Below are 26,197 nucleotides of genomic sequence, written 5' to 3'. Positions count from 1 at the left end.
GTCGCGAAGGAAACGCGGCGGCGCGTGACGGTAGCAGGCGCGGCGGGCGCGGAGGGGTTCGGCAGTGAGCAGTGGCGGCAGGCATGTCCGGTCTCGACAGGGGTGCTGTACTCGCGCGCGACACGACGCGGGGCGACCGGTGCAATTTCAAATTAAAAGAGTGCGAGGTTGTAATGCAGAGGTTGCGTCAAATGGAGTCGGCGCGCGCGATCGCGCCGCGCCGACCAATGCGCGTCGGTTCGCTCGTGATGATCCTGCCGCTGTGTGCGTTGCTGGGCGCGTGCGGCATCGCGCCGGGCATGCGCATGCAGCAGCCGGCGTCGATTCCGCTGCAAGGCGGTGCGACACCGGCCGAGAGCGCCGCGCTGCCGGTGCCGGTCACCAACATCGACCTGTCGCTGATCCGGCGCATGCGCGACACCGAACGCAGTACGCGCGGCGAAGCGCGCGATATCGTCGCGGCGCCGGATGCGTACACGATCGGGCGCGGCGACGTGCTGCAGATCACCGTCTGGGATCATCCCGAACTCGCGGCGGCGCTCGGCGCGCCTGCGCAGGCCGCGCCGCGCGCGGCGGATGCGCCGCCGGGTTTCGTCGTCGACCAGGACGGCACGCTGCAGTTTCCGTTCGCGGGGCGCCTGCCGGTGGCCGGGCTGACGGCCGAGCAGGTTCAGACTCAACTCACGCGGCGTCTCGACAGGACATTCAGGAATCCGCAGGTCACGGTGCGCATCGCGTCGTTCCGCGCGAAGCAGGTGTATATCGAGGGCGAGGTGCATACGCCGGGCTCGCAGCCCGTGAACGATATCCCGATGACGCTGTACGACGCGATCGGGCGGGCCGGCGGCTTTGCGGCATCCGCCGACCAGAGCCGCATCGTGCTGGTGCGCGACGGCGTCGAACGCCGGATCGACCTGACGGAGATGGCCGAGCAGGGGCGCAACCCGTCGAAGATCGTGCTGCGCAACGGCGATCTCGTGCGTGTGCTGCCGCGCGACGAGAGCGGGGTGTTCGTGATGGGCGAGGTCAACAAGCCCGTGACGGCGTTGCCGATGCGCAATGGCCGGCTGACGCTGAGCGAGGCGATCTCGCAGGCCGGCAGCCTGAACGCGAACACGGCCGATGCGGCGCAGCTCTACGTGGTGCGCGGAATGCAGGACGAGCAGCCGCAGGTCTATCACCTCGATGCGCGCTCGCCGGTCGCGATGGTGCTGGCGAATCAGTTCCAGCTGAAGCCGAAGGATGTCGTGTACGTCGACGGCAACGGGCTCGTCCGCTTCAGCCGCGTGCTCAGCCTGTTGCTGCCGGCCATCAACGCCGGCCTGACCGCGGCGATCGCGACCAAATGATGGAATCGATCCTGATCGTCTGCGAGGGCAACATCTGCCGCAGCCCGATGGCCGAGGCGATGCTGCGTCACGCGATGCCCGGGCGTCGCGTCGCGTCCGCCGGCCTGAATGCACTGGTCGGCCTGCCGGCCGCGCCGTATGCGCAGGACGTCATGCGGATGCGCGGCTTCGACGTGTCGACGCATCGCGCGCAGCAGATCGGCCGCTCGCTGTGTACCGATGCCGACCTGATCCTCGTGATGGACCGTCGCCAGCGCACGTCGCTCGAGAACCAGTTCCCGTTCGTGCGGGGGCGCGTGTTCCGTCTCGGCGAGTACACGGATTTCGACGTGCACGACCCTTACCGCCAGCCCCGATTCGTGTTCGAACGCTGTGCGCGACTGATCGAGCTCGGCGTGTCCGAGTGGTCGAAGCGCCTGCGTATCGTCTGACGCGGCCACAGGTCGATGCCCCACTGGAACCCCATACGCCTCCCCATCGTTGCCATGACCCAACCCTCCGCCCCGCCGCAGCACGCCGCCGAAGACGGCAGCGAGACCGACTTCGTCGCGGTGCTCGACATCCTGCTGGAAAGCCGCTGGCTGATCGCGATCGTCACGTGCGTGCTGCTGGCCGCCGGCCTCGCTTACGCGATTCTCGGCAAGCCCGTGTTCGAAGCCAACATCATGGTCCAGGTCGAGGACAGCCCGGACACGTCGGCCGCCAAGTCGTTGCTCGGCGACGTATCCGCGCTGTTCGACGTGAAGTCGTCGGCCGCCGCCGAGCAGCAGATCCTCGCGTCGCGCCTCGTCGTCGAACGCGCGGTCGACAAGCTCAACCTGTTCATCGATGCCGGGCCGAAGCGTTTTCCGCTGATCGGCGACTGGATCTCACGCCATGCCGACGGCCTGTCCGACCCCGGCCTGGCCGGCTTCGGCGGCTACGCATGGGGCCGCGAACGGATCGACGTGGCGCGCTTCGACGTGCCGCGCAAGAACGAAGGCGATGCGTTCACGCTGACGAGCCTCGGCGGCAAGCGCTATCGGCTCGACGGCGGCGATTTCAATGCGCCGGTCGAGGGCACGGTCGGTACGCTCGAGCATTTCAGCTCGCCGCGCGGCCCGGTCACGCTGCTGGTCGCGTCGATCGCCGCGAAGCCCGGCGCCGCGTTCGTGCTGGTGCGCAACTCGCGTCTGAAGACGATCGAGGACATCCGCGACCGCCTCAACGTGCAGGAGCGCGTGAAGCAATCGGACGTCGTCGTCGCCAGCCTGCAGGACACCGATCCGAAATGGGTCAGCGACACGATGAACGAGATCGGCCGCCAGTACGTGCGGCAGAACATCGAGCGGAAGTCGGCGGAAGCCGCGCAGTCGCTCGAGTTTCTCAGCGGGCAATTGCCGCAGCTCAAGCAGCAGCTGACCGATTCCGAAGCGCGCCTGACGAAGCTGCGCAACGAGCACGGCACGGTCGACCTTACCGAGGAGGCGAAGCTCGCGCTGGCCCAGACCGCCGACGCGAAGACGCGCCTGCTCGAGTTGCAGCAGAAGCGTCAGGAACTGATGTCGCGCTTCACCGAGCGGCATCCGAGCGTCGCGGTGATCGACGAGCAGATCGCTGCGCTGAACGGTTACCGGAATACGGCCGAACAACAGATCCGGCGCCTGCCGGACCTGCAGCAGGATACGGTGCGGCTGATGCTCGACGTGAGGGTCAACACCGACCTCTACACGGCGTTGCTGAACAACATGCAGCAATTGCAGCTCGTGCAGGCCGGCAAGACCGGCAACGTGCGCCTCGTCGACACCGCGGCGGTGCCGGAAGTGGCGGTGCGGCCGAAGAAGGCGCTCGTCGCGCTGGCATCGCTGCTGCTCGGGCTGCTCGCCGGCTGCGGCACCGCGATCGCCCGCTCGATGCTGTTCCATGGCATCTCCGATCACAACGAGATCGAGCGCCGCCTCGGCCTCGCGGTGTACGCGACGGTGCCGATCAGCGACCATCAGCGCGACCTGGCCGAGGAGGCCGCGCGCAAGAGCGGCCACAAGTCGATCCTGTCGATCGACTTCCCGAACGAGCCGGCCGTCGAGTGCCTGCGCAGCCTGCGCACCGCGCTGCAGTTCGCGATGCTCGAGGCGAAGAACAACATCGTGCTGATCGCCGGCCCCGCGCCGGGCGTCGGCAAGACCTTCCTGTCGTCGAACCTCGCGGTCGTGATGGCGAGCGCCGGCAAGCGCGTGCTGCTGATCGACGGCGACATCCGCAAGGGCCGGCTGCACGACTATCTCGGCTTTCCGCGCGGGCGCGGCTTCACCGAGCTGATCGCCGGCAGCGCGCGCGTGGAGGACGTGATTCATCGCGAGGTGGTCGACGGTCTCGACTTCATCTCGACCGGGACGATGCCGAAGAACCCCGCGGAACTGCTGCTGAACCGCAATCTCGCGGCGCTGGTCGACGATCTGTCGTCGCGCTACGACATCGTCGTGATCGACTCGGCGCCGGTGCTCGCCGTGCCCGATACCGGCATTCTCGGCGCGGTCGCCGGCACCGCGCTGCTCGTCACGATGGCGGGCAGGACGAAGCTCGGCGAGATCGCCGAATCCGCGAAGCGCTTCGCGCAGAACGGCGTCCGCCTGAGCGGCGTCATCTTCAACGGGGTCAACCCGCGGCTCGGGCAGTACGGGTACGGGTCGAAGTACGGCGGTTACCGCTACGTCGCGTACGAATACGGGGCGCAGGATGCGTGACGCGCACCACGCTGGCGGCGGCCCGACCCGCGTATCCGGCCGCGCACCGCGCACGGAGGCGAGATGATCAATCCACGGGATTCGATCGTGTCGCTCGCCGGCGTCGTGGTCGGCCAGATCGCGCTGTTCGCCTGCATCTTCGTGATCGGACGGCGCTTCGGGCCCGAGTCGCTCGGCCATTTCAACTATCTGCTCGCGCTCGCGACCTTCGTCGGCACGCTGCTCGCGTTCCGCTACGAACTCGCGTGCGTCGACGACGCGCCGGGCGAGTCGTTCAACGCGTTCGTCAACGTGACGGCGTTGAGCCTGGTCGTGACCGCGGTGTTCGGTTTCGTGATCGCCGTCGCCGGGCGCGGGGATCTCCGTCTCGTCGCCGTCTATGCGCTGGCGACGTTCGTGCAGCTGGCCGCCGGGTCCTACCTGAACAGCCTCCGGCGCTACGGCTGGATCGCGCTGTCGCGCGTGGTGGTCAACGGCCTGTTCCTCGCGGGCCTCGTGCTGTCGCTCGCCAGTTCCGCGTGCGGACGCGTCGACGTGTTCGCGTTGTATGCGTGGGTGACCGCGGCGGTGTCGATCGTGATGGTCGCGGCGATCCTGTACTCAGGCTATCGCGCCGGGTACGCGTTCAGGCTGTCGCGCGCTTTCTTCGTCAGGAACCGCCGTTTCGCGCTGTATATCCTGCCGTCGACGCTGTGCGCATCGGTGCTGACCTACGCGCTGTCGATCGCGATTCCGCACTGGTTCGATGCGCAGAGCGCCGGCTACTTCGCGGCCGCGTACCGGCTCGGTTTCTTTCCCGTATCGCTGATCGCACAGAGCGTCGGCGGCGTATTCCGCCGCGACGCGATCGGTGCGATGGCGCGTCCGGATGCGGGCGCGACGGTGCCGCGCGTGTACCGGACTTACGCCCGCGCGCTCGCTGTACTCGCGGTCGTGTACATGGCCGGCGGGCTGCTGCTGTTCGCGCCGCTCGTGAACCAGTTCTTCGGCGCAAGCTGGCGCGGCTCGGTCGGGTTCTATCACAGCCTGATGCCGTTGTTCGCGCTGCAGCTGATCTACGTGCCGCTGTCGCAGATCTTTCTCGCGACGCGCGCGCAGCGCATCGATTTCCTGTTTCAGCTGACCTGCGGCGTGTGCCTGGCCGGTGCGCTGGGCGTCGCAAGGCTGATGAACCTGTCGGCCCCGGCGAGCGTGCAGGTTTTTTCGCTGACCGGCGCGGTGCTGATGGCGGCCGGCATCGCGCTCACGTACCGGGTCCTCGACACGAACCTGTCCCGATCCCGCGCGCTGGCGTGAGATTTCCGCAACGACGAACGAGCACACCATGATCCTGATCGTCATCGATTCCCTCGAGCGTTACACCTTCGCGACCCGGCTCGTGAACGCGGTGCGGCACGAATACGAGTTCGCGTTCCTGACGAGCGAACCGGTCGCGCATCTCGGCCTGATGCTGGGAGGCTACCGCTCGGTGTACCTGAACCGGCTGATGCCGATCGACGTGCCCGACGGGCAGGCGGCCGACCGCACGCCATACCAGCTGTCGATCGAGGTGCTGAACGGGCAGATGACCGAGGCGCGCGCGAAGCGCGAGTCGGCGGCGATCTTCCATATCGCATCGGAGGTGCTGCGCGGCCTGCGGGTCGAGCAGTGCGTGATGTGGAACGGGCAGCAACTGGTGTGCCGCGCGGTGCGGCAGGCATGCACGGTGTACGGCGTCGCGACCCGCTTCATCGAGATTTCGAACCTGCCGGGCAAGCTGTTCGTCGATTCGCTGGGTGTCAATGCGCTGTCGACGATCAGCCGCAACCCCGAGGCCATCGATCGGCTGCCGCTGCCCGACGAGCACACGCATGCGCGCTGGCTGTCGGCCTACGAGCGCTACAAGCAGATGCCGCTGCCGCAGGCGCGGACGTCGTTCGCGCGCAAGGCCATGTCGGCGGCCAACTACGTGCTGAAGGTGCTCAGCCGCGGTGTCGGCCGCCGGCGCCTGGCGAGCGTGCGGGCGCGCAACGGGATGCCGGCGCCGCGCCAGGCCACGTACATGCCGGTCGACACGCTGGCGGCGAACCGCTATGTGTTCCTGCCGCTGCAGGTGTCCGGCGACACGCAGATCAAGTTGCACTCGGACGTCGACAATCTCGAGGCGATCCGCCATGCGTTCGAGTTCGCGGCGAACGAGAGCGCCGACCTGTTCGTGAAGCTGCATCCGGCCGAGACCGATGCGGCCGAGATCGAAGCGATCGTGCGCCTGCAGGAGACGTATCACTTCGAAATCGTCACGTCGCCGACCACCGACCTGCTGCGGCACGCATATGCGGTCGTCACGATCAATTCGACGGTCGGGCTCGAGGCGATGCTGTACGGCAAGCGCGTGGTGTCGCTCGGCCGTTGCTTCTACAAGGAGTTCGATCGCGAGCGGCTGCTGAAGTACATCCATTCGTTCCTGGTCGACGGTATCGACTACTTCGGCGCCGCGCGCATTCCCGCCGATGCGGCCCGGCGCGTGTTCGCGACGCAGCACTGACATGGGCGTCACGTTGCGACAGACCGCCGAGGCGATCGCCGAAGACTGCCGCCGCAATGCGTTCGTGAAGACGCGCAGCGTGGTGGTCTTCTACCGCGTCGTGCATTACCTCGCGTGCCGGAGCCGGTTCACGCTGCTGGCCGGCGCGCCGTTGATCCTGCTCTACATCGTGCTGTGCGACTGGCTGATGGGCATCGAGATTCCGGTGAAGACGAGGATCGGCAAGGGGCTCGCGCTCTATCACGGCACCGGCCTCGTGATCAACGGCTACGCGGTGATCGGCGACTACTGCACGCTGCGGCACGGCGTGACGATCGGCAACACGATCCGGAAGGACGGCACGCTCGGCGGCGTGCCGACGATCGGCGACCACGTGGAGTTCGGCGTGCACAGCGTCGTGCTCGGCGCGGTGCGGGTCGGCGACGGCGTGCGGATCGGCGCGGGCGCGGTGGTGTTGCGTGACGTGCCGGACCGCTGCGTGGCCGTCGGCGTTCCCGCGCGCATTCTCGACAACGAACAGGAACCCACATGAAAGTGTTCATTCTGCATCCCGGCAAGGCGAACTATCCCGAGATCGCCGCTTACCGCAGCCGCCTGGGCACGCACGGGTTCGAGGTGTTCGACGGCGATCTCGATGCGTACGCGCGTTTTCCCGCTCGGGACGTCTGCATCCTGTGGTGCATCATGGGTTTCTATCGCGCGCTGCCGCCCGCGCGGTTCGTGATTCACGACTACCGGTCGCTGTCGGTCGGCCGGCTCGCGGCCGTCAAGGACGGCGTGAAGCGCATGCTGAACGTGCGGCCCGACTTGCGGATCTTCCAGAACGAGCAGATGCGCGACGCGATGGCGTTTCGCGACGGCGTGCGCGCGCTGCTGTTGCCGATGGGCGTGCCGGACTGGATCTTCGATCGGGCCGATGCGGGCAGCGACCGTGTCGTGCCCGGCGGCGCCGATGCCGCGCCGATTGTGTCCGGCAGGTTCTGCTATATCGGTGAAATGAGCCGCGAGCGCGGTTTTCACAAGGTGCTGGCCGCCTATCGCGACGCGCGGCGCGACGAGTCGGACACGCTCGTGCTGGTCGGCCAGCCGGAGCCCGAAATCCACGCCGAGTTCGTCGATACGCCGGGCATCCGCTTCGTCGGCCGCGTGCCGCAGCCGGACGCGCTGCGGATCGTCCGCGACAGCGAATACGCGGTGTGCTTCTTTCCGTATCACCGGCCGCATTGTTTCCAGACGCCGACGAAGCTGCTCGAATACGCGTCGCTCGGCAAGAAGATCATCTGCAACGATGCGCCGTCGAACGTGCGCACCGCGCACGAACTCGGCATCCAGTGCCACGTCACCGGTGCGGCGATCTTCGACGAACTGTTTCCGCTGTCGCGGATCCGCGCGACCCGTCCCGACCCGGCGGCGATGCAGTCGCTCGAATGGGGGCGCGTGATCGAGCGGTCGGGCGTGCTCGCGTTCATCGATGCGGCCGCGGGGCGTCGTCCGGATGCGTGACGACGTCATTCGCCGTCGGTGCGCGACGGCTCATCCCTCATGGAACGGATTCCGATGAAGATCGTCCACATGGTCGAATCCAGCGCCACGGGCACGTTGTCGATGGTGTGCCTGATCGCGAATCGCCTGGCACGCGACGGCCACGACGTGCATGTCGTCTACTCGGTGCGGCCGGACACGCCGCCCGCCATTGCCGCGATGTTCGACTCGCGGGTGTCGCTGCGCCACGTCCAGATGAAAGGTGTGGGCCTGCTGCGGACCGTCGGCCGGCTCCGCGCGACACTCAACGAGATCGGCCCGGACGTCGTGCATCTGCACTCGTCGTTCGCGGGCTTTCTCGGGCGGCTGTCGACGCTGTTCGCGCTGCCGAAGGCAGCGTTCTTCTACAGCCCGCACTGCATCTCGTTCATGCGCCGCGATATCTCCGGCGTGAAGCGGCTGGCGTTCGTCGGGCTCGAATGGATCGCGTGCGTGCGGAAATGCCTGTACGTCGCGTGCTCGGAAAGCGAGGGCCGCGCGATTCGCGCATGGCTGCGCCAGCCGGTGGTGGTGGTCGAGAATGCGGTAGTCGATACGCCGTCGTCGGCACGGGCGGGCGATGAAGGGCGGCCGGCGGACGGCCCCCTGCGCGTGGTGACCGTCGGCGGCATTCGTGCGCAAAAGAATCCGGCGCTGTTCGCGCAGATCGCGCACGGCCTGCGTGCGCGCGGCGTGCGCTTCGTCTGGATCGGCGACGGCGACGACGCATCGAAGGCGCGGCTGGCCGAGGCAGGCGTCGAGGTGACCGGATGGCTGCCGCACGACGAGGTCGCGCGGCGGCTCGCCGGCACGGACGTGTATCTGTCGACGTCGTCGTGGGAAGGCATGCCGGTGTCGGTCATCGAGGCGATGCTGGCGGGGCGGCCGGTTGTCGTGTCCGGGTGCGCCGGCAACGTGGATGTCGTGCGCCATCTGCAGACCGGCGTGATCTACGCGACGGCGGCCGACGCGGTCGCGTGGCTCGAGCGCCTCGCCGTCGACGGCGCGCTGCGCCGGGACCTGGCCCGGCAGGCGAGCCGCGAGGCGCGGCATCGCTTCGGCGAGGCGCGCTTGTTGGCCGAGCTCGTGCCGCTCTATGCTGCGTGGGTGGCGCGCTGACACCCGCATCCGGCTGCGCCCGACCGGCGCGATCGCGCGGCATTCGCCGCGGCGCAACGCGCCCGACACCGCCCCAATTTCGTGGAGAACTGTATGAATGTAACCCTCAACCCTGACGTCACTGTCGGCAACGACCTGCCGTTCGTCCTGTTCGGCGGCCTCAACGTGCTCGAAAGCCTCGACTTCACGCTCGACGTCTGCGGCACGTTCGTCGAGGTCACGCGCCGTCTCGGCATTCCGCTGGTGTTCAAGGCGTCCTTCGACAAGGCCAACCGCTCGTCGATCCACTCGTATCGCGGCGTCGGATTCGACGAGGGGCTGCGGATATTCGACGAGGTCAAGCGCCGGTTCGGCGTGCCCGTGATCACCGACGTGCATGAAACGTGGCAGGCCGAGCCGGCGTCGAAGGTCGTCGACGTGCTGCAGGTGCCGGCGTTCCTCGCGCGACAGACCGACCTCGTGGTCGCGATCGCGCGGACCGGCAACGCGGTCAACATCAAGAAGCCGCAGTTCATGAGCCCGACGCAGATCGAGCACGTCGTGTCGAAGTGCCGCGAAGCCGGCAACGACCGCGTGATCCTGTGCGAGCGCGGCTCGTCGTTCGGTTATGACAATCTCGTCGTCGACATGCTCGGCTTCCGCCAGATGCGTGACACGACGGGCGACTGCCCGGTGATCTTCGACGTCACGCACAGTCTGCAGATGCGCGATCCGGGCGGCGCGGCGTCGGGCGGACGGCGGCGCCAGGTGCTCGACCTCGCGCGCGCCGGGATGGCGGTCGGGCTGGCCGGGCTGTTCCTCGAAGCGCATCCCGACCCCGACCGCGCGCGCTGCGACGGCCCGAGCGCGCTGCCGCTCGCGCTGCTCGCCCCGTTCCTGCAGCAGGTGAAGGCGGTGGACGACCTGGTCAAGCGGCTGCCGCCGCTCGATATCCGGTGAGCGGCGCGACGTATCGCGGGCCCGTGCGGCTGGTGCTGTTCGACGTCGACGGCGTGCTGACCGACGGCCTGCTGCACGTGACGCACGAAGGCGAGTTCATGAAGAGCTTTCACGCGCACGACGGCGTCGCGGTCGCGCTGCTGCGCGCGCACGGCATCCGCACCGGCATCCTGTCGGGCAAGCACAGCGGCGCATTGACGTGGCGCGCGGCGCAGCTCGGTGTCGACGTGCTCGTGAGCGGCTGCGACGACAAGGGCGCAGGTTATGCGGACATCAAGGCGCGGCAACGGGTCGACGATCACGAGGTCGCGTATGTCGGCGACGACGTGAACGATCTCGCGGTCATCGAGCGCGTCGGCGTGTCGTATGCGCCGGCCGATGCGCATCGGCTCGTCCGCGCGCGCGTCGACCATGTCGCGTGCACGGCCGGCGGCCGCGGCGTCGCGCGCGAAGTGGCCGAGCATCTGCTGATGGATGCCGGGTTGTCGCTCGACGACGTGTACCGGCCGTTGCTCGAACAATGGAGCGGTCATGACGTCGTTCAATAACGGGCGGACGGTGCGCGTCGTGATTCCGGCGCGGTACGGGTCGGCGCGGCTGCCGGGCAAGCCGCTCGTCGATCTGGACGGCGAGCCGATGATCGTCCGCGTGCATGCGCGCGTGCGCCGCGCGCTGCCCGATACCGACATCGTCGTCGCGATCGACGACGCACGCATTGCCGACGTGCTCGATGCACGCGGCATCCGGTTCGCGATGACCGATGCCGGTCATGCGTCCGGCACCGACCGTTCGGCGGAAGTCGCGCGGGTGTTGGGCTGGCCCGGCACCGATGCGGTAATCAACGTGCAGGGCGACGAACCGCTCGTGCCGACGGCACTGCTGAAGGCGTTCGCCGGGTTCTGCGGCGCGGCGCCGGATCTTGGTGTCGCGACGGTTGCTTGCCCGGTGGGGGAAGTCGCGCTGCTCGACGAGCCGGCGATCGTCAAGCTCGTCGTCGATCACCGCAGCCGCGCGCTGTACTTCTCGCGCGCGGCGATCCCGTTCTGCCGCGACGGGCGGCCGGCGGAGGCGGAAGGTGCGAACGGCTCGATCGGCGGCGTGTTCCTGCGTCACATCGGCCTGTACGGTTACGCGAATGCGACGTTGCAGGCGCTGGCGAGCGCGGCACCGTGCGAACTCGAGCAACTGGAAAAGCTCGAGCAGTTGCGCGCGCTGTGGCTCGGCATGCCGATCGACGTGATGCGCTGGCCCGACGCGCCGCCCGCCGGCATCGATACGCCCGACGACGTCGCCCGTGTCGTCTCCCTTCTCAAACGGCAAACCCATGATGCGACAGAACCATATTGAATCCGCCCGGCAGGTCTTCGAGATCGAGTCGCGGGCATTGGCCGGCGTGGCCGCGCGGCTCGACGCGAATTTCGAGCAGGCGGTCGAGATCGTCCTCGCGTCGAGCGGCCGCGTCGTCGTCTGCGGGATGGGCAAGTCCGGCATCGTCGGCCGGAAGATCGCCGCGACGCTGTCGAGCACGGGCACGCCGGCTTTCTTCATGCATCCGGGCGAGGCCTATCACGGCGACCTCGGCATGGTGACGCCGGCCGACACGTTTCTCGCGATTTCGAATTCCGGCGAAACGGATGAAGTGATCAAGCTGATCCCGTTCCTGCGCGGCAACGGCAACGACCTGATCGCGCTGACCGGCAACCCGGCGTCGACGCTCGCGAGCGCCGCGCGGGTTCATCTGGACATCGGTGTCGAGCGCGAGGCGTGCCCGCTGCAGCTCGCACCGACCGCGTCGACGACGGCAACGCTCGCGATGGGCGATGCGCTGGCGGTCACGCTGATGCGGGCGCGCGGCTTCCAGCCGGAACACTTCGCGCGCTTCCATCCGGGCGGCTCGCTCGGCCGCCGGCTGCTGTCGACGGTCGACGATGAAATGGCGCGCGGCAACCTGCCGTTCGTCACGGAGGACATGTCGACGCTCGACGTGCTGGATGCGATGACGCGAGGGCGGCTCGGGCTCGCGATCGTGAGGCGCGCCGCCGGCTGGGGCATCGTGACCGACGGCGACATCCGCCGCGCGATCGAGCGGCATGGCGACGGCGTACTGCGGCGCACGGCCGCCGACATGATGTCGATCGAGCCGTCGACGGTGCGGCCCGGCACGCGGGTCGAGGATGCGTTGCTGCTGATGCAGCAGCAGCGGATCGGCGCGTTGCTGGTGGTCGACGGCGGCGACGTCGTCGGCGTGTTCAAGAAATAGCGAACGGGCGGCTCCCGCGGCGTCGGGTGACGCGCGGGAAGCGTGCCGGCACACCGGCGCGCTATTGCAGGCTTTGCGTCAGCGCGCCGGATGCCGCGTCCTGGCGGAACCGGCGCACGCGCAGGAACGTGATGAAATTCGAGTCGTGCTGGCTTGCCGCGCCGCCTTCCGGGTCGTCGAACGCGACACGCAGCACCGCGACGAGGTCGCTGCCGTCGAATTGCCAGTCGACGTACTGGAAACCGTGCCGTTTCGTGTCGGCGTGCTGCAACACGACGCGCCGCGCGGTCCACTGCCGCAGATCGGGCGACGACAGCAGCACCAGCGTGTTGCGCATACGTTCGAGGTTCATCCGCCCGGCGCGCTTCGGCACCGCGTTCGTGATCGTCCAGTATTGCTTCGACTGCGGATCGAAGCGGATCGTGAATTTCTTGCCGGCGCCGGGCAGGTCGACGAAATCGCGTGCAGGGTCGAACGACAGCGTGCGGCCGTCGTTGCCCGTCGCCACCAGCGCGGCCTTCTCCGGGCCGTTCGCGGTGTTTACGCGCAGCACGACGGCGGGCGCGGCGCCTTGCCGGCCGACCACGTTGCCTTCTTCCCATGACTGGAACTTGCCGTCGAGCCAGCGCTTGTCCGACGGCAGGTGCGCGGACACGCGCCAGTTGCGCGCGTCGAGCAGGTCGCGATCGACCGGCGCGGACAGGACCAGCGCGCGCAGGTCGCCGTCCTCGACGCTTTCATACGCGCGCCACACGCGTCCGCGATCGACGAGCACCGGCACCGGCCCGGTGATGTAGCGCCCCGCATACGGCAGCAACCCGGTGGACGCGTCGACCGGCGTGGTCCAGGTTTCGCCGCCGTCGTCGGAGCGGCGAATCGTCGGCGTGCCCATCGAGCGGTTGGTGCCCATCAGGTACAGCGCACCGTTCAGCACGAACAGCGACGACCAGTACTGATCCGGCACGTCGCCGAGCTTCGACCAGGTCGTGCCCTTGTCGTGCGACGTGAACACGGACACCTCGTTCTGCGCCGACGCGGCGCCGAACGTATCGAAGCTCGCGACGTAGTCGCCGTTCGGCAGCACGGCCAGCGACGGCGAGCCGAGATACACGCGCGTGGCGGCCCGGCTGTGCGCGATCACCTCGCCGGGCGGCGCGGGCACGGCTTGCGCGTGCGCCGCCGTCGCCATGCAGCCCACGCAGCCCACGCACAGCGCGGCGATCAGCGACCGTTTCAGCGCGTGGAACGTCGAAGCAGGTCGAAGTGAGTTCATGTCAGGTGCGCGAGCGGCTTGCCGCCGGACGCGTTCGGGATGGGACGGGCAACCGTGCGCCGGTACGGCGCGTCCTGGTCGGCCAGCACGACGAACAGCAGGATGGTGAGCCAGAGCATGCCATAGAGCACGTGATACTTGAACAGCAGGATAGGCAGCAGATAGAGCAGATACTTGCGCCGGCCCTTGCGGCGAAACAGCATGACGAGCGTACCGAGGAACACGACGGAACCGGCGATGCCCGCGGCGAACACGAGGTAGACGTAGAACGAGCTGTCCCGCACCTGGTAGCCGCGCAGATGCGTTTTCCCGACGTTGTTGCGCTCGTCCCAGAACAGGCCGCCGCCGAACACGCCCGCGACGACGTCGCGCTCGGTCAGCTCGGTCAGCACGAGCGTCCGGCTGCCGACCGCATCGTAGTCGACCGACTGGTTCACCCGCTGGTCGTACACGCTGTAGAGCCAGGGCACGCATGCGAGCGCGACGACGACGACGGCGATCCGGGTTCGCAGCCGCCCGCGCCCGGTGAGCACGTGCAGCCCGCACAGCGCCGCGCAGACGGCCATCGACGCGACCGAGAAGCTGAGCAGCGCGGTGGCGAATCCGACGACCGGCGCGAGCGTGATGCGCCGCTTCGACAACAGCAGGATCACCGCGCTCGGGACGACCGTCATCGCATAGAACGACGGTTCGGAATACAGGCCCAGCGCGCGGATCGAAATCAGGCTGTCGGACAGCGCCTTGGTCGCGTAGAGCGCTTCGGAGTCGGCTTCGCGCACATAGCTGTCGAAGTCGATGAAGGTGCCGGTTCCGAGGTAGAAGACGAGCTGGAACGTGAAGAATGCGGCGTGCACGTAGATCAGCGTCTTGCACGCGGTGTCGAGCGATGCCCGCGTGAGTACGCCGCCGGCAAACATCCAGTAGCTCAGCGCGATGTACGTCTGGATCAGCACGAACTTGATGAAGAAGTTCACGTAGAAATCGCCGAACGCGGACAGGATGAACGCGAGGCTGGTGCTGATCAGCCAGTACGTGCAAACGGGAAACAGGTGGCGCTGCCGGTTCATCAGCGTCGGCGCGCGCAGGAAGGCGAGCGCGCAGAGCAGCACATACGCGGCGAAGGTCGCCCGCACGCTGAACGCGTTGAGCGAGAAGAACAGTACGCTGGCTGAAAAGAGCAAGGTCGACATGCGTGTGCCCGATCGGAGGCTCCGGATCCGCTGCGTGCCGGCCGTGCCGGCGCCGCGCGGCGAGATGTCGTGCAACGCGCGGCAAGATGCCTGCCGGGAGGGCAGGCTTGCGTGCCGCGTCGCACGCGGAATGCGCGTCCGTCGTCCGGGACGAAGCGCTTCGGCGACCGAGGATAGACGACGGGACGGCCAGGCGAGCCGGGATGTCGGATCCGGGCGACATTCTGTCCGTTCCCGGCGGGGTCGGCCGAGCGGGGCACGTGCCGGAGGCGGACGACGGGCGTTCACACGGCGCCGTCCGGGCGCAGCTTTCAGGGCTGAAACGCGAATCGCCCGCACAAGAACGGCGAATACAGCTCGATCGCCGCCTGAATCGGCGCGTGGCGCCCATAGGCGGCGGCCGACACGGCCAGCAGCGAGCCGGCGACGAGCGCGCGGTAGCGTGCGTCGACGCGCGGCGTGCCGTGCCGCCACATGAACGCCAGCGCGACCGCCGAGCCGACGAGCCAGCCGGCGACGACTTCCGACGGCGTGTGCGCGTCGTCGAACACGCGCGCGGCGCCGATCAGCGCGCCGAGCGCGAGACCGACCCCGAGCGGCAGCGATCGCGACGAACTCGCCCGCGGTTGCGCGCCGCCGCTCAGCGCCAGCACGCACACCATCGGCCAGACTGCCGACGCGAGCATCGTGTGCCCGCTGATCACGCGGAAATGTATCGGGCGGATCTGGATTCCGCAGCCGGCGTACAGCATCTTGGTCGCGCCGACGAGCGCCATGCCGGCCGCGAGCATCAGCGCCCACGATGCCGCGTGACGCCGTCCAGCCGTCGAGCGTGTGAGCCAGGCGATGCACACGACGGCCAGCGGCAGCGTCATCGCCGCGTCGCCGAGATCGCTGACGGCGGTCCACATGACCGGGTTCGCGATCGATGCCCGCCTGGTCAGGCGACCAGCAGCGCCGACATGCGCGTGGCCAGGTAGCTTTCGAAATCCGCGGCCACTTCAGGGTGCCGCAGCGCGAACTCGACCGTCGCCTTCAGATATCCGAGCTTGCTGCCGCAGTCGAAACGGGTGCCGTCGTAGCGATGGGCGAGCACCTGCTCATCCGACAGCAACGACTGGATCGCGTCCGTCAGCTGCAATTCGCCGCCGGCACCGGGCCGCAGTGCGCGCAGATGCTCGAACACCTTCGGCTTCAGCACGTAACGGCCCACCACGCCGAAATTCGACGGCGCCTTGGCCGGCTCCGGCTTCTCGACGATGCCGGACAGCTTGAACAGGTTGTCCTCCCAGCGCTTGCCTTCGATCACGCCGTACGACCTCGATGCGTCGGGCGCGATTTCCTCCACGCCGATCACCGACGCGTGATAGTGATCGAACACGTCGATCATCTGGCGCAGCACGGGCGTCGGGCCGTCGAGCAGGTCGTCGGCGAGGATCACCGCGAACGGCTGGTCGCCGACCAGCTTCTCCGCGCACAGCACGGCATGGCCGAGCCCCAGCGCTTCGGCCTGACGCACGTAGAAGCAGTCGACGTGGCTCGGCTTGATGCCGCGCACCAGCGACAGCAGCTTTTCCTTGCCGCGCGCTTCGAGCTCGGCCTCGATCTCGTAGGACTTGTCGAAGTGGTCCTCGATCGCGCGCTTGCTGCGCCCGGTCACGAAAATCATTTCGGTGATGCCCGCGTCGATCGCTTCCTCGACCGCATACTGGATCAGCGGCTTGTCCACGACCGGCAGCATTTCTTTCGGACTGGCTTTGGTCGCCGGCAGAAATCGCGTACCGAGACCGGCAACCGGAAATACGGCTTTCGTCACTTTCAACATGATTTTCGAATTCCATCCGTTCAGGATCAGGCATCAACAATGCCGAGGGAAGGTGGCGATGCGCGCATGCAATCGTCGCTCGCCGGTGCCATATCGTTCGCGCGGCCGGACCCGCGCCGTTCGACAATCGTATGGGCGTTCCCGTTTCGAGTGGCGACCGAATCTAGGCCGAATCCGACAGGGATGAATGGCGAATGGTGAATTGCAATTGCCGATTTCGAATATGTCGGATGCCATCTAGGAATTGTCGGCATGACGTCGATTGCCTGACATAGATTCAGGCATCCATTACTGGACGGCTGGTCGCGGCGCCGCGCGTGCGGCATGCGACGACCGCCGTCGGCTCAGGAGCAGTCATGACCGGACAGGGCGATATCTTCGATGCAATTGCGGAATTCAACCGGGCGTATCTCGTGCTCGCGCAGCGCATATTGCGTATCGATTACGAACAGGGCAAGCGGCAATTGGGTATCTCGGATGCCATTGCTGCATCGATCGACGCGTTGACGCTGGATCAGATCGATGAACTCGCGGCCGGCGGCGAGCTGGTTTGTGGATTTCGTGCCGAAAACGCGCCGGGCCGCGCGTGATTCGTTTTCCGGTTTTCCAGAATGGATGTTCCGGTCGCGCCTTTTCACGAGATTGCACCGTCGCGGCCGTTCGTCTTTTTACATCAAGAGAATGTGGAGGAATTGCATGCCCGGTTATCGCGAATTGAAGGCGCAAGCCGATGAATTGATGAAGCGCGTCGAGGAAGCCCGGCTCGCCGAACTCGAGGCCGTCATACAGGAGATTCGCACCCGGGTCGCCGAATATGGGCTGACCGCCGGGCAGATATTCGGCCGCCACGGCGGCGCGGCGAAAGCGATGCCGCGAAAGAGCGCATCGGCGCCGCGCTATCGCGACCCGAAGACCGGCGCGACCTGGAGCGGGCGCGGGCGCGAGCCGGCCTGGATCAAAGGCGGCCGTCGCGACCGGTTCCTGATCGAGCGCAACGCCGGCTGAGCGTGACGACTTTCGAATCCCGCTTTCCGGCAGCGGAGCAGCCGCTTGCGACGTGTGGGCCTGGAGATGCCGCGACGTGTGCATGGGAGACCGGCGTTGCCGGTCTCCCGATACACGCTGAGCTGCGGTGATCCCATCGAGATGGTGCGCTTCGTCGTCCCGCGCCGGTCGAAACGATGCCCGTGGATCATACGTCGGCGCAAACTGGATTCCGGAATCCGGGCAGGTAATGCGTCCTTCACTACGCCCCGCTGGTTCGGACACGGCAACAGCAGCAAGTGCCCGGTCCTGCCCGCCTCGCGTCCAGCCGAGCTGAATGTCGGCCACGACGCTGCTGACGCGCGGTGGAGCGCTGCACCGATCGGTCAGCGGGTCGGCGGAGCCGTACTCAGCTTCTCCGACAGCATCCGCTCGTACACGCCAAAGTGCAGATCGACCTCCTTTTGCGTGACCGGGGTGACCGTGATGTTGATCTGGTCGGGCAACAGGCCCAGCACAACCGCAACCGCGGTTTCAAGTTGCGGTGCACAAACCTTGTCCTCCGCCATCGTCGTGCCGACCAGCACGTCGTAGGTCTGTTCGTGCCGGCAGACGACCTCGACGAGTCGCGCCCGCGCGCTCATGTTGTTGTCGATCGCGAGCCTGACGACCTCGGTCACAGTACGCATCGTCTCGGTCGGAAAGCCCTTCGTCGAGCGTAGCCGGATACGATGCCTGCCCAGCGTAAGCCAGTCCGTGTCGAATTCCATGGCGTCCTCCGCATGCAGTTCCAAGCCGCTGCGATGATAGGTTCCAGTACCGGAATTTCAAGTGCAAAAATCTGCCGACGGACCTTGAAATTTTTCGCAGAGTGTCTATCTTGAGTTTCGCTCAGGCAGACGCGCGGGCCTCCGGATTCCGCGCGCTGCGTGTTTCGATTTGTTTGCCGACAGTCTGGCAGGCGAACTGGAGCGCGTAGGCCCGTTCGCCTCCCGGCTGCATTCAAGGAGGATACGATCATGAGCGATCTTTACTTCGGAACCGACCTCTTCAGCGAATTAGACCGCCTGCAGCAGCAGATGGCGCAACGCTTCGGCGGCTTCCCGTCCAGCATCCGCGCTGGCCGGCTGGGCGCGTTTCCTCAGATCAATATCGGTGCGACCGACGAGTCGATCGAGATCGTCGCCTTTGCCCCGGGTATCAACGCCACCGAACTCGACGTATCGATCGACAAGGGCTTGCTGACCATCAGCGGCGAACGCAAATCGACACAGCCCGACACGGGAAGCGAGACGCGTACGTATGCGCAGGAGCGCTTTGCCGGCGCCTTCAGGCGCGTCATCGAGCTGCCCGATACCGCCGATCCCGACAAGGTCCAGGCGCGCTACGAAAATGGCTGCCTGTCGATCAGTGTCGGCAGGCGCGAATCGTCCAGGCCGCGCGCCATCACTATCCGGTAATCCGAGGAGCCGATCATGAATGACACGACCCAACTGGCCGAACGCGACCCGTCCACCGTCGCACGTCGCGGCACCGAACAACCCAGGCGCCGGATCACGCTCGTCCCGGCCGTCGACATATACGAGGACAGCCAGGTCGTCACGCTATGGGCGGATCTGCCCGGCGTGACGAGGGACAAGCTGGACGTCAAGGTTCACGACAACAGCCTCTCGATCGAGGCCGAGGCGGCGGTGCCGACGCCGGCAAATCTGCGGCTGCAGCATGCCGAGGTCCGCGAACCGCACTTCGCCCGGACGTTCACGCTGTCACCGGACTTCGATACGTCAAGGATCGAGGCGAGCCTCCAGGACGGGGTGCTGAAGCTGACAATCCCGCGCCGCGACGAGGCGCGCCCACGGCGCGTTGAAGTCAGGACCAGCTGACCCGTCGGCAACGGCAGGTCGGCAACCAGGGCGGCGGCGATCGCGCTGCCGCCTGCGCGAACCGGGAGCAGGGGCGGCGGGTGTCCGATGTTATGCAGGAGTCCTGTAAAGGACACGCGATCGATCTCCACGCGATTCCCGTATGACGGATCGTGACCCGCCTGTCCGCACTGGACGGCTACGTCGCCATCGTCCGGATAGTCCGGATCGCACGGAACGATGAGGTGTTGACCGACCGGCATCTGCCGCGTTCCAGCGAACGCTGGACAAGCGCGACCGAAGCGCGGCGCGATGCGGTCGAGTATGCGGTGAAATCAGATTGAAGCTGAATCGGAGGACGCCATGAATACCGATTTGAAAAAGTGGAATCCCTTCAAGTTCCTTCGCGGAGCTGCCCGCAAGTCCGATGCGGAAGGCATGGAAAGCCCACCGACAGGCGAACAGTGGCGGGCTTCGTGGCCTGACATCCCGCGAATGTTCTCACGCGATCCGTGGCGTGCAATGGAGGCGTTCTTTCACGACCCGTTTGCCGGCCGTGGCGCGCTCGAACGCTGGTTGGGCGACTTCAGTTCATCGCGCTTCCAGCCGCGTATCGACGTCGTCGATGAGGGGCTGGTGCTGCGCGTGACCGCCGAACTGCCAGGAATGGAGCGCGAAGATCTGAAGCTGAGCGTCGAGGATGGGGCAATCGTGCTGCGCGGAGAGAAAAAGCAGGATGTGCGCAGCGAGGAAAACGGCTGCTACCGGCTGGAGCGCGCTCATGGAAGCTTCATGCGCACGATCCCGATGCCGGAAAACGCCGACCCCGAACACACCCTGGCAAAGTTTGACAACGGTGTACTCACGTTGACCGTGCCGAAATCGGAACCGGTGCAGTCCGCCAGTCGCACGATCGATATCGGCTAGGGCAAGCACGCAAAGATCCCGCATCGCCGGGCTCGCTTCGGGCGCAACACGCTGCAGGAGGTGTCATATGCAAACGGACAACGTCATCGCGTATCACGGCTGCGAGGTCCGGCCGGTGGTAACCGCCACCGGAAACAACCGCTACGCAGCAGCGGCCATGGTCACCGACCGGGACGGCGAAACACGCACGCTCGGTGTCGATGGCGATTTCGCCAACGCCCAGGAGGCACGCGATGAAGCGCTGGAGCTTGCCGTCGCATGGATCCAGCAACGCTCGGTCGTTTCGGAGTGGTATGTCCGGTGGAGCTAGCGTGCCGGTCGAAAGCCGAGGGCCGGGTGCGAAGCAGGCACCTGCGGAAGTGATGGTCGATTCGTTCACGGTCCCGATGGCTACGGCCGGTTAGCGACCGTGAATACAAGCGACGAGAAAGGGTAGGGTCGATGCCGGGCCGATAACAAGAGATTTCCTGACGTCACGGCTTATGATAGGGAATTGCGCTTACCTTGCTCATGCCCCTGACAGGGCGCCTCAATGGATTGCGGGAGCAAAGAAGCGCGACCGTTTTTTGATCAAACAATGAGTCGAGTCGTCGATTGAGCACAAAGCCGCTAACCCTGGAAAACGGGAAATACTGGGCGACGTGTCGCGAGCGAACGGTTTTCGCTGCCACGGCAAATGGATATGGTGACGTCTTTCCCGGTGCAGAGGTGATCGTCAAGGATGGATGGGCTACCTTCACCCGCGACGGCGTCGAGGTGTGGAACTGCAGTGCACGTTATGCAGCTGCACACTTCGACGTTCAGGCTGCTTAGGGGCTGTCGACAAAACGCAACGAGACGACGTCCGGCGCTGTCACCTTCAACGGCAATCTGTTTACATCCTGTCTTTTGCGAGGCGGGCATGGTGCGGAGGCTGTTGCGAGGTGACCAATACGAACACATTGTGCAGTTGCTGCCCGGCAAGGCGGGAGGCCGAGGCCGACCGGCAATCGACAACCAGGAATTTGTCGAGGCTGTTTCGTGGATTGCCCGCACAGGAAGCCCGTGGCGCGACCTCCCAGAAGAATTCGGGCGCTGGAACAGCATATACAAGCGATTCGCGCGCGGGTCCCAGGCCGGCATGCTCCCGCAATCTGGTCGAACGGTTCCTTGTTCGAATCAAACAGTTCCGTCGCATGGCTACCCGATACGATAAATTGTCCCGGCGCTACGCGTCCTTCGTTGCTGCAGCCGCTTCGTTCATATGGCTTGTTTAATTCACGGTCGGATAACGCGCGACGCTGAGTAAGTGCCACCAGCGTTCGCAATATCGAGCAGGCTTCAGGAGGCGCTAAGATGTGGCCCGTAGCCATCTAATGACGTGGCTATTAACGAATAACGGGGGAGTGCATGCTGCAGGTAGACCGTGGACGGGTTACCGACCCGAAAACGCTTTCGCCGATCGAGATCGCGGAGGCCTGCGGGGAGCACGGGCAGTTGGTTGTCCAGTTCAGCACGCCCGAAGCCTACAACCCGGTGATCCTGCAATCGCTGAACGAAGCTTGCCGGCTAGCCGGGGACCGCCTTCAGGTCCGGTTCTACGGGCACTACCGGACGCCGTTCGATGCGGCCTCGCTGCGCGATTTGCCCGAAATACGCGACCTTGCAGTCGATTGCCTTTCCGAGATCGTCCATGAAGAAGAAGTCGGCCTGCTTCCAAAGCTGAAACGCCTGAGCTTCGGGGTATTCAAGCTGAATCGGCCCGACTTCCTCGACACGATCGACGTTGGCCGACTTGAGCGGCTTGTGCTGGCTGAAAACCATAAGCGGAATTTCGATCTGTCGCCTCTAGCGCGGTGCGGATCGCTGACCGAACTATTCATCCAAGGCCACTCAAAGGATATCGACGCGATCGCAGGTCTATCCCGCCTGCGCAAGCTGACGCTCAGTTCCTATGCAAAAAAGCATCCGCTCGGCTTCATCTCGGCCATCTCGAACTTGAGGGAAATGACGCTGATCCTGGGCGGTCGCGATGACATCGACGACCTGTCTAGTACAACCATCGAGATGCTGCAAATCCTGCGCGTGCGCGGGCTTTCCACGTTGGGCGACCTATCACGCTTGCCCTCGCTTTCTGCCCTGCGCATCGAGGACCAGTTGCAGCTTTCGAGGCTGGACCTGTGCGGCGCGAAGTTGGAACGGCTGTCGCTGTTCAATTGCCGGAACCTGGCCGAATTACCCGGACTAGACGTGCAGGACCGGTTGCGGGAGTTTCGCGCTTCGGGCGTGGCGCTTGACCTGAATGCATTGCGTGACCGGGATTGGTCTCCGGTTACTCGTTCTGTCAGCCTGTTTTCGGGCAGCATGAAATGGAACGACGACGCCGAGGTCCGCCTGGCTGCGCGTGGGTTAGGCGAGAAGGGTAGCCTCTGGCCATGATTTACCGTTAGGGCCTGCCGCAACTCAAGGCGGCAGTAGTGGATATCCGTAGCGCGCGTGCTTCCCCGATCCTTGATTTCGTTTGCTTGATATTGTCAACAGGCTCCAGGAGAATCCGCAGATGAGCCAGCTTGTTCAGATTGCGCCCGGGGTTGTGTTCTCATCGGATGTGCTTGGCGTCGATTGGGCGCGGAAATATCGACAGGACGACGGCGATGCACAGTCCGCGGACCGGCAGGACCTGGCGGTAAAGGAAAGCGATCAGGCAGGTCGCACAAGCATGCCGGCTCAGTTGTCGTTGTTGTAGAGAACCGCCCATCGCAGGCACCTTGCGCCTGTCGCGCCTTCGCGTTGCCGCCGACGTTCGCTCCTGCGCCGATGCCCGACGCAGGCACCGGTTTCTTCCGCGAGTGAGTGCCGGGCCTGACCAAACGTCAACGGGAAGCGCGCGCGAGCGCGAGGTCGCGCTTCCGTTCCGACCGCCTCTTACGCGTCTTTCAGCCAGGGCATTTCCACGGGTGACACGACCAGCTGCCGGAATTCGCGTTTCAGATCGAAGATGAACCCGACCAGGATCATGGATTCGGCGTAAGGAATCGGAAAGACATGCGGATTTTCCGGAGTCCGCAGGGGGCGCTCGGGCGTGTCGGCGGTCGCTGCGGCGTTCTCGCGAACGCTTTCCAGTTCGTCAGCCATGGCCGGGTCACCGACTTTCAACACACGGTTGCGCAGGTCGCTGAAGGGCTCGATGCGCGCAGCGTCTTCGTGGTATTCGGGTACTTCGTAAACGAACCAGGACATTTTCGTCTCCCATGAGAAGGGGCGCTATTCTAACGCTGCCCGAGGATCCACCGAAAATCGGCCATGTCGTGCGATGGCTGTGGGCGCTGTGAGGAAGTGGGCCTTCGAGGTGTGATCACCGATGCGTCTCCCTGAATCACCCGAAAACCGCGCGGCCCTGAACCGATACGTCGAATGGCGCTGGAAGCGCAGCAAAGCAACGACACCCGACCGGAGCAGGTGGCGGGGACTATGGTCGAAGGGCATCGATGCTGAAGAAGCGGGCCGGTATCGCCGCGAAAACGTGGTGATCGCGGGTGCGAGTACAACCCCGCCGGATTTCATGCATCTGCCTGCTGAAATGGCCGCGCTGATCGACCGGTATGAAGCGGCTGGAGACATGCATCCGGTCGAGCGGGCGGCGGAGCTGCACACGCGATTCGCGAAGATCCATCCGTTCATTGATGGTCGACCGCGATGGGCGCCGGATCCGGAAACGTGCCGCCGACCGATCGAGGTCGCGCGGGGATATCAGGGAGCCTTGATTTTGCTGCGTTTTATCGGCGTAGATCGAACCAGATCCGCCAAGGCTTGCCAAGCGGCACCTGAAACAATACTCAGCGGTATCAGTCGCTTGCTGAATGGCCCTTCCGCGCCTCTGATACCTGCCCTGAATGAATGTGCCACCTGATTGGAATAGTGGGTGGCCCTCGGAATAGGGCGCTATTGAAACAAAAGTCGGCGCCGCCGATAACTGTCAACATTGACAGGGATTGCTTCAAATCGAGTGCTTGCCGACTCGACGACAGCACGACCTGATTGAAGACAGGCGGATGATCCGTCAAGCGTGACGCCATTTTGCCAACGTGGGCAGTTCGCGTTCGGTGGCCGTATCGTCCAGGCGGGTCCAGCTGTAAAACGTGCCATTCCATCCCGGAACGGGCAGGGGCGCCGCGCATTTGACGTCGGCGAGGCCCGGCCGATAGGCCTGCGATGGCCAGAACAGCGGCATGATGCTGCGCGCCTCCATGCCTTGACGCAATTCGGCCGGACCGTTCGCGTCGGACACGATATCGCAGTGAAACGACCAGTCCTCCTCATTCCAGGCGAGAAATACACTCGGCGCGCCCGCGGCGTCGAACATCAGCACCGCGTCCTGATTGGGGCGCCAGTAGTATTCGACGATGCCTTCCCGCGCGGCCACCTCGTCGATCAGTTTGACGATCCTCGGATCCCGGTAGGTCGACCCTGCTTCATGCAGGCTGATGTGCCCGCGAGCTGCGCAGTGCTTGCGTTTCGCGTTGTCCAGCACGGTTGCCAGCTTGCGCGGCATCTCGACGTCGGTTTTCTTCAGAAAGCAATCGATCAGTCCGGCGTTGAACGCGTCCACCGCCTCGCGCTCGTCGGCAACGCCGGTGAGCAGGATTTTCATGCAGTTTGCGTTGCGGATGGAGGAAAGAAGCTGGATGCCGTCGACCTCCGGCATCGAAAAGTCCACGACCACCGCGCCCACCGCCTCGAATCGGGCGGGATCGGTGAGCGCGTCCTCGCCGATCGCATTGCCGCCTTTTTTCTCCGCACCGAAATAGTCCGCGGCCGTTGGCGGCATCTCCACGTCACGCGACGACACGAAGTCGAGCGCCACCCGGGGTTGCGTAAAAAAGCGGTTCAGGTGTTCATCCGGAAATGCGCCCCGCAGCGCCTGCAGGAAATCCGGGTTGTCGTCGACAAACACCACGGACACGGGATAAAGCACCGGCTGCCTGACGAAGGTTTGCATACGAGTGTCGATAAATCAGCAGAAAAAGATTCGATAACGGAGACGCGTTTCCAAAAATGACGGCCGCGTTGCATGACCGGGCCAATTATCCGGCGAAAGTGGGATTTGCATCAACCATTTGTCAACCACTAATTTGGCATGTATTGACCGAAGCGCTCAACAGAATTGCACGGCGAGAATCTGGCCATTCCTTCTCGTTGAAGGAATGCGCCGCTACCGCCAGTAGCGATTCAAGGAGTTATCCATGTTGACGCAAGACGCGATTCTTCACGTCCTTTCAAACGAAACGGCACATCAGTCCGAAAAAACCTTCCACCACGTGGTCGACATTTACCTCAAGGATTCCAATGCCTTCATGAATACCTATTTCGCACGCTACTTCGAATGGCAGGGCGTGTGCCGTGAACGCTGGTTTCACGAATGCATCCACAACAACCTGCTGGCGGCCGGCGGTTCGTTCGTGACGAAGCGCGCGCATCAGGAATACGTTCAGGAGACGTTTCCGTTCCAGCGGGTCGACTGCTTCCTCAATACGTTCGAGGTTCGGCAGTGTTCGGCGTATCTGCTGTTTCGCTTCTACGTCGACGGGCGACAGGTGTCGCTGGGGTACCAGCAGATCGTGTTCGCCGGTCCCGACAAGCGGATCAGCCGGTTTCCGGCGGGCATCATCGAGCGCGTCAAGGCATATGAACTGATCCTGCCGTCCGCCGTGAACTGAAGGTG

At 65.4% G+C, this 26,197-nt stretch carries 30 protein-coding genes and 1 pseudogene; 24 read left to right on the top strand and 7 right to left on the bottom strand.

Going from position 1 to position 26,197, the window contains the following annotated elements; genetic code table 11:
* Nucleotides 1-173: 173 nt before the first annotated feature.
* The 12 genes from VK92_RS23980 (at nt 174) to VK92_RS23925 (ending at nt 12,435) form a co-directional block, all read left to right on the top strand.
* Nucleotides 174-1,349, top strand: a complete 1,176-nt coding sequence (locus tag VK92_RS23980) for a polysaccharide biosynthesis/export family protein (protein ID WP_048027211.1) — start codon at nt 174-176, stop codon at nt 1,347-1,349.
* Nucleotides 1,346-1,780: a low molecular weight protein-tyrosine-phosphatase gene (locus VK92_RS23975; RefSeq protein WP_042973863.1), complete on the top strand. Its 435-nt coding sequence runs from the start codon at nt 1,346-1,348 to the stop codon at nt 1,778-1,780. Before VK92_RS23980 ends, VK92_RS23975 begins: the two co-directional genes overlap by 4 nt.
* Nucleotides 1,781-1,834: 54 nt before the next feature.
* On the top strand, nt 1,835-4,072 hold the full coding sequence (locus VK92_RS23970) for a polysaccharide biosynthesis tyrosine autokinase (RefSeq protein WP_048027208.1): 2,238 nt from the start codon (nt 1,835-1,837) through the stop codon (nt 4,070-4,072).
* Nucleotides 4,073-4,135: 63 nt separating this feature from the next.
* Nucleotides 4,136-5,368, top strand: coding sequence for a lipopolysaccharide biosynthesis protein (locus VK92_RS23965; protein WP_048027207.1), 1,233 nt, complete (start codon nt 4,136-4,138; stop codon nt 5,366-5,368).
* Between the two features lie 28 nt (nt 5,369-5,396).
* Nucleotides 5,397-6,596: a capsular polysaccharide export protein, LipB/KpsS family gene (locus VK92_RS23960; protein ID WP_048027205.1), complete on the top strand. Its 1,200-nt coding sequence runs from the start codon at nt 5,397-5,399 to the stop codon at nt 6,594-6,596.
* Between the two features lies 1 nt (nt 6,597).
* Nucleotides 6,598-7,128 carry a serine O-acetyltransferase gene (locus VK92_RS23955; protein WP_048027204.1) on the top strand — a complete coding sequence of 177 codons (531 nt, stop codon included), beginning with the start codon at nt 6,598-6,600 and terminating at the stop codon, nt 7,126-7,128.
* Nucleotides 7,125-8,099 carry a glycosyltransferase gene (locus tag VK92_RS23950; protein ID WP_048027202.1) on the top strand — a complete coding sequence of 325 codons (975 nt, stop codon included), beginning with the start codon at nt 7,125-7,127 and terminating at the stop codon, nt 8,097-8,099. The genes VK92_RS23955 and VK92_RS23950 overlap by 4 nt, the downstream gene beginning before the upstream one ends.
* Nucleotides 8,100-8,153: 54 nt before the next feature.
* Complete coding sequence (locus VK92_RS23945; RefSeq protein ID WP_048027713.1) at nt 8,154-9,236, top strand: glycosyltransferase; 1,083 nt, start codon at nt 8,154-8,156, stop codon at nt 9,234-9,236.
* 93 nt (nt 9,237-9,329) lie between these two features.
* Nucleotides 9,330-10,175 (top strand): 3-deoxy-8-phosphooctulonate synthase, encoded by an 846-nt coding sequence (kdsA, locus tag VK92_RS23940; RefSeq protein WP_048027200.1) that lies wholly within the window; start codon nt 9,330-9,332, stop codon nt 10,173-10,175.
* Nucleotides 10,172-10,723: a KdsC family phosphatase gene (locus VK92_RS23935; RefSeq protein WP_048027199.1), complete on the top strand. Its 552-nt coding sequence runs from the start codon at nt 10,172-10,174 to the stop codon at nt 10,721-10,723. Before kdsA ends, VK92_RS23935 begins: the two co-directional genes overlap by 4 nt.
* A complete protein-coding gene (kdsB, locus tag VK92_RS23930) occupies nt 10,707-11,522 on the top strand; it encodes a 3-deoxy-manno-octulosonate cytidylyltransferase (protein WP_048027198.1) in 816 nt (271 codons plus the stop codon). Before VK92_RS23935 ends, kdsB begins: the two co-directional genes overlap by 17 nt.
* A complete protein-coding gene (locus VK92_RS23925; protein WP_042973858.1) occupies nt 11,500-12,435 on the top strand; it encodes a KpsF/GutQ family sugar-phosphate isomerase in 936 nt (311 codons plus the stop codon). Before kdsB ends, VK92_RS23925 begins: the two co-directional genes overlap by 23 nt.
* Nucleotides 12,436-12,496: 61 nt before the next feature.
* Here VK92_RS23925 and VK92_RS23920 read toward each other — a convergent pair whose 3' ends face one another.
* The 4 genes from VK92_RS23920 to galU all read right to left on the bottom strand — a co-directional run bounded on the left by VK92_RS23920 (nt 12,497) and on the right by galU (nt 16,723).
* Nucleotides 12,497-13,624, bottom strand: coding sequence for a sialidase family protein (locus tag VK92_RS23920; RefSeq protein ID WP_048027197.1), 1,128 nt, complete (start codon nt 13,622-13,624; stop codon nt 12,497-12,499).
* Between the two features lie 80 nt (nt 13,625-13,704).
* Complete coding sequence (locus VK92_RS23915) at nt 13,705-14,898, bottom strand: hypothetical protein (RefSeq protein WP_042973881.1); 1,194 nt, start codon at nt 14,896-14,898, stop codon at nt 13,705-13,707.
* Between the two features lie 311 nt (nt 14,899-15,209).
* Complete coding sequence (locus VK92_RS23910) at nt 15,210-15,809, bottom strand: phosphatase PAP2 family protein (RefSeq protein ID WP_048027195.1); 600 nt, start codon at nt 15,807-15,809, stop codon at nt 15,210-15,212.
* A gap of 29 nt (nt 15,810-15,838) precedes the next feature.
* Complete coding sequence (gene galU / locus VK92_RS23905) at nt 15,839-16,723, bottom strand: UTP--glucose-1-phosphate uridylyltransferase GalU (protein ID WP_021158092.1); 885 nt, start codon at nt 16,721-16,723, stop codon at nt 15,839-15,841.
* Between the two features lie 356 nt (nt 16,724-17,079).
* Between galU and VK92_RS23900 the strand changes: the two genes are divergently transcribed.
* Together VK92_RS23900 and VK92_RS23895 are read left to right on the top strand one after the other, a co-directional pair.
* On the top strand, nt 17,080-17,313 hold the full coding sequence (locus tag VK92_RS23900; protein WP_048027193.1) for a flagellar transcriptional regulator FlhD: 234 nt from the start codon (nt 17,080-17,082) through the stop codon (nt 17,311-17,313).
* 106 nt (nt 17,314-17,419) lie between these two features.
* Entirely contained in the window at nt 17,420-17,728 is a 309-nt protein-coding gene (locus VK92_RS23895) for an H-NS histone family protein (RefSeq protein WP_021158089.1), read from the top strand.
* Between the two features lie 365 nt (nt 17,729-18,093).
* Here VK92_RS23895 and VK92_RS23890 read toward each other — a convergent pair whose 3' ends face one another.
* A complete protein-coding gene (locus tag VK92_RS23890; RefSeq protein ID WP_048027708.1) occupies nt 18,094-18,477 on the bottom strand; it encodes a hypothetical protein in 384 nt (127 codons plus the stop codon).
* A 249-nt stretch (nt 18,478-18,726) separates the two neighbouring features.
* Between VK92_RS23890 and VK92_RS23885 the strand changes: the two genes are divergently transcribed.
* The 8 genes from VK92_RS23885 (at nt 18,727) to VK92_RS23855 (ending at nt 23,221) form a co-directional block, all read left to right on the top strand.
* On the top strand, nt 18,727-19,167 hold the full coding sequence (locus tag VK92_RS23885; RefSeq protein WP_048027191.1) for an Hsp20/alpha crystallin family protein: 441 nt from the start codon (nt 18,727-18,729) through the stop codon (nt 19,165-19,167).
* 15 nt (nt 19,168-19,182) lie between these two features.
* Nucleotides 19,183-19,590: an Hsp20/alpha crystallin family protein gene (locus VK92_RS23880; RefSeq protein ID WP_048027189.1), complete on the top strand. Its 408-nt coding sequence runs from the start codon at nt 19,183-19,185 to the stop codon at nt 19,588-19,590.
* Nucleotides 19,591-19,742: 152 nt separating this feature from the next.
* Nucleotides 19,743-19,913 carry a hypothetical protein gene (locus VK92_RS23875; RefSeq protein ID WP_231616475.1) on the top strand — a complete coding sequence of 57 codons (171 nt, stop codon included), beginning with the start codon at nt 19,743-19,745 and terminating at the stop codon, nt 19,911-19,913.
* 19 nt (nt 19,914-19,932) lie between these two features.
* Nucleotides 19,933-20,496, top strand: a complete 564-nt coding sequence (locus VK92_RS23870) for an Hsp20/alpha crystallin family protein (RefSeq protein ID WP_048027187.1) — start codon at nt 19,933-19,935, stop codon at nt 20,494-20,496.
* Between the two features lie 67 nt (nt 20,497-20,563).
* Nucleotides 20,564-20,806 carry a hypothetical protein gene (locus VK92_RS23865; RefSeq protein WP_048027186.1) on the top strand — a complete coding sequence of 81 codons (243 nt, stop codon included), beginning with the start codon at nt 20,564-20,566 and terminating at the stop codon, nt 20,804-20,806.
* 411 nt (nt 20,807-21,217) lie between these two features.
* The gene (locus VK92_RS43550) at nt 21,218-21,691 is read left to right on the top strand and encodes a transposase (RefSeq protein WP_442854672.1); all 474 of its coding nucleotides are present in this window, start codon (nt 21,218-21,220) and stop codon (nt 21,689-21,691) included.
* 194 nt (nt 21,692-21,885) lie between these two features.
* Nucleotides 21,886-22,914 carry a hypothetical protein gene (locus tag VK92_RS23860; protein WP_048027185.1) on the top strand — a complete coding sequence of 343 codons (1,029 nt, stop codon included), beginning with the start codon at nt 21,886-21,888 and terminating at the stop codon, nt 22,912-22,914.
* Nucleotides 22,915-23,035: 121 nt separating this feature from the next.
* Entirely contained in the window at nt 23,036-23,221 is a 186-nt protein-coding gene (locus VK92_RS23855) for a hypothetical protein (RefSeq protein WP_048027707.1), read from the top strand.
* 179 nt (nt 23,222-23,400) lie between these two features.
* On the opposite strand, the gene VK92_RS23850 is transcribed toward VK92_RS23855, so the two are convergent.
* Nucleotides 23,401-23,715, bottom strand: coding sequence for a hypothetical protein (locus VK92_RS23850; protein WP_021158081.1), 315 nt, complete (start codon nt 23,713-23,715; stop codon nt 23,401-23,403).
* 238 nt (nt 23,716-23,953) lie between these two features.
* Here VK92_RS23850 and VK92_RS40500 point away from each other — a divergent pair.
* Nucleotides 23,954-24,172: pseudogene (locus tag VK92_RS40500) on the top strand (Fic family protein); the annotation flags it as partial.
* A 363-nt stretch (nt 24,173-24,535) separates the two neighbouring features.
* Here the strand turns inward: VK92_RS40500 and VK92_RS23840 are convergent.
* Entirely contained in the window at nt 24,536-25,474 is a 939-nt protein-coding gene (locus tag VK92_RS23840) for a response regulator (protein WP_048027182.1), read from the bottom strand.
* Nucleotides 25,475-25,718: 244 nt separating this feature from the next.
* Between VK92_RS23840 and VK92_RS23835 the strand changes: the two genes are divergently transcribed.
* Nucleotides 25,719-26,192 carry an acyl-CoA thioesterase gene (locus tag VK92_RS23835; RefSeq protein ID WP_048027180.1) on the top strand — a complete coding sequence of 158 codons (474 nt, stop codon included), beginning with the start codon at nt 25,719-25,721 and terminating at the stop codon, nt 26,190-26,192.
* Nucleotides 26,193-26,197: the final 5 nt, after the last annotated feature.

It is taken from the genome of Burkholderia sp. LK4 (assembly GCF_001043615.1).
In the GTDB taxonomy this organism is placed as follows: Bacteria; Pseudomonadota; Gammaproteobacteria; order Burkholderiales; family Burkholderiaceae; genus Burkholderia; species Burkholderia cepacia.
Note: the sequence above shows the minus strand (reverse complement) of the source record. Positions and strands in the feature narration are given on the sequence as shown.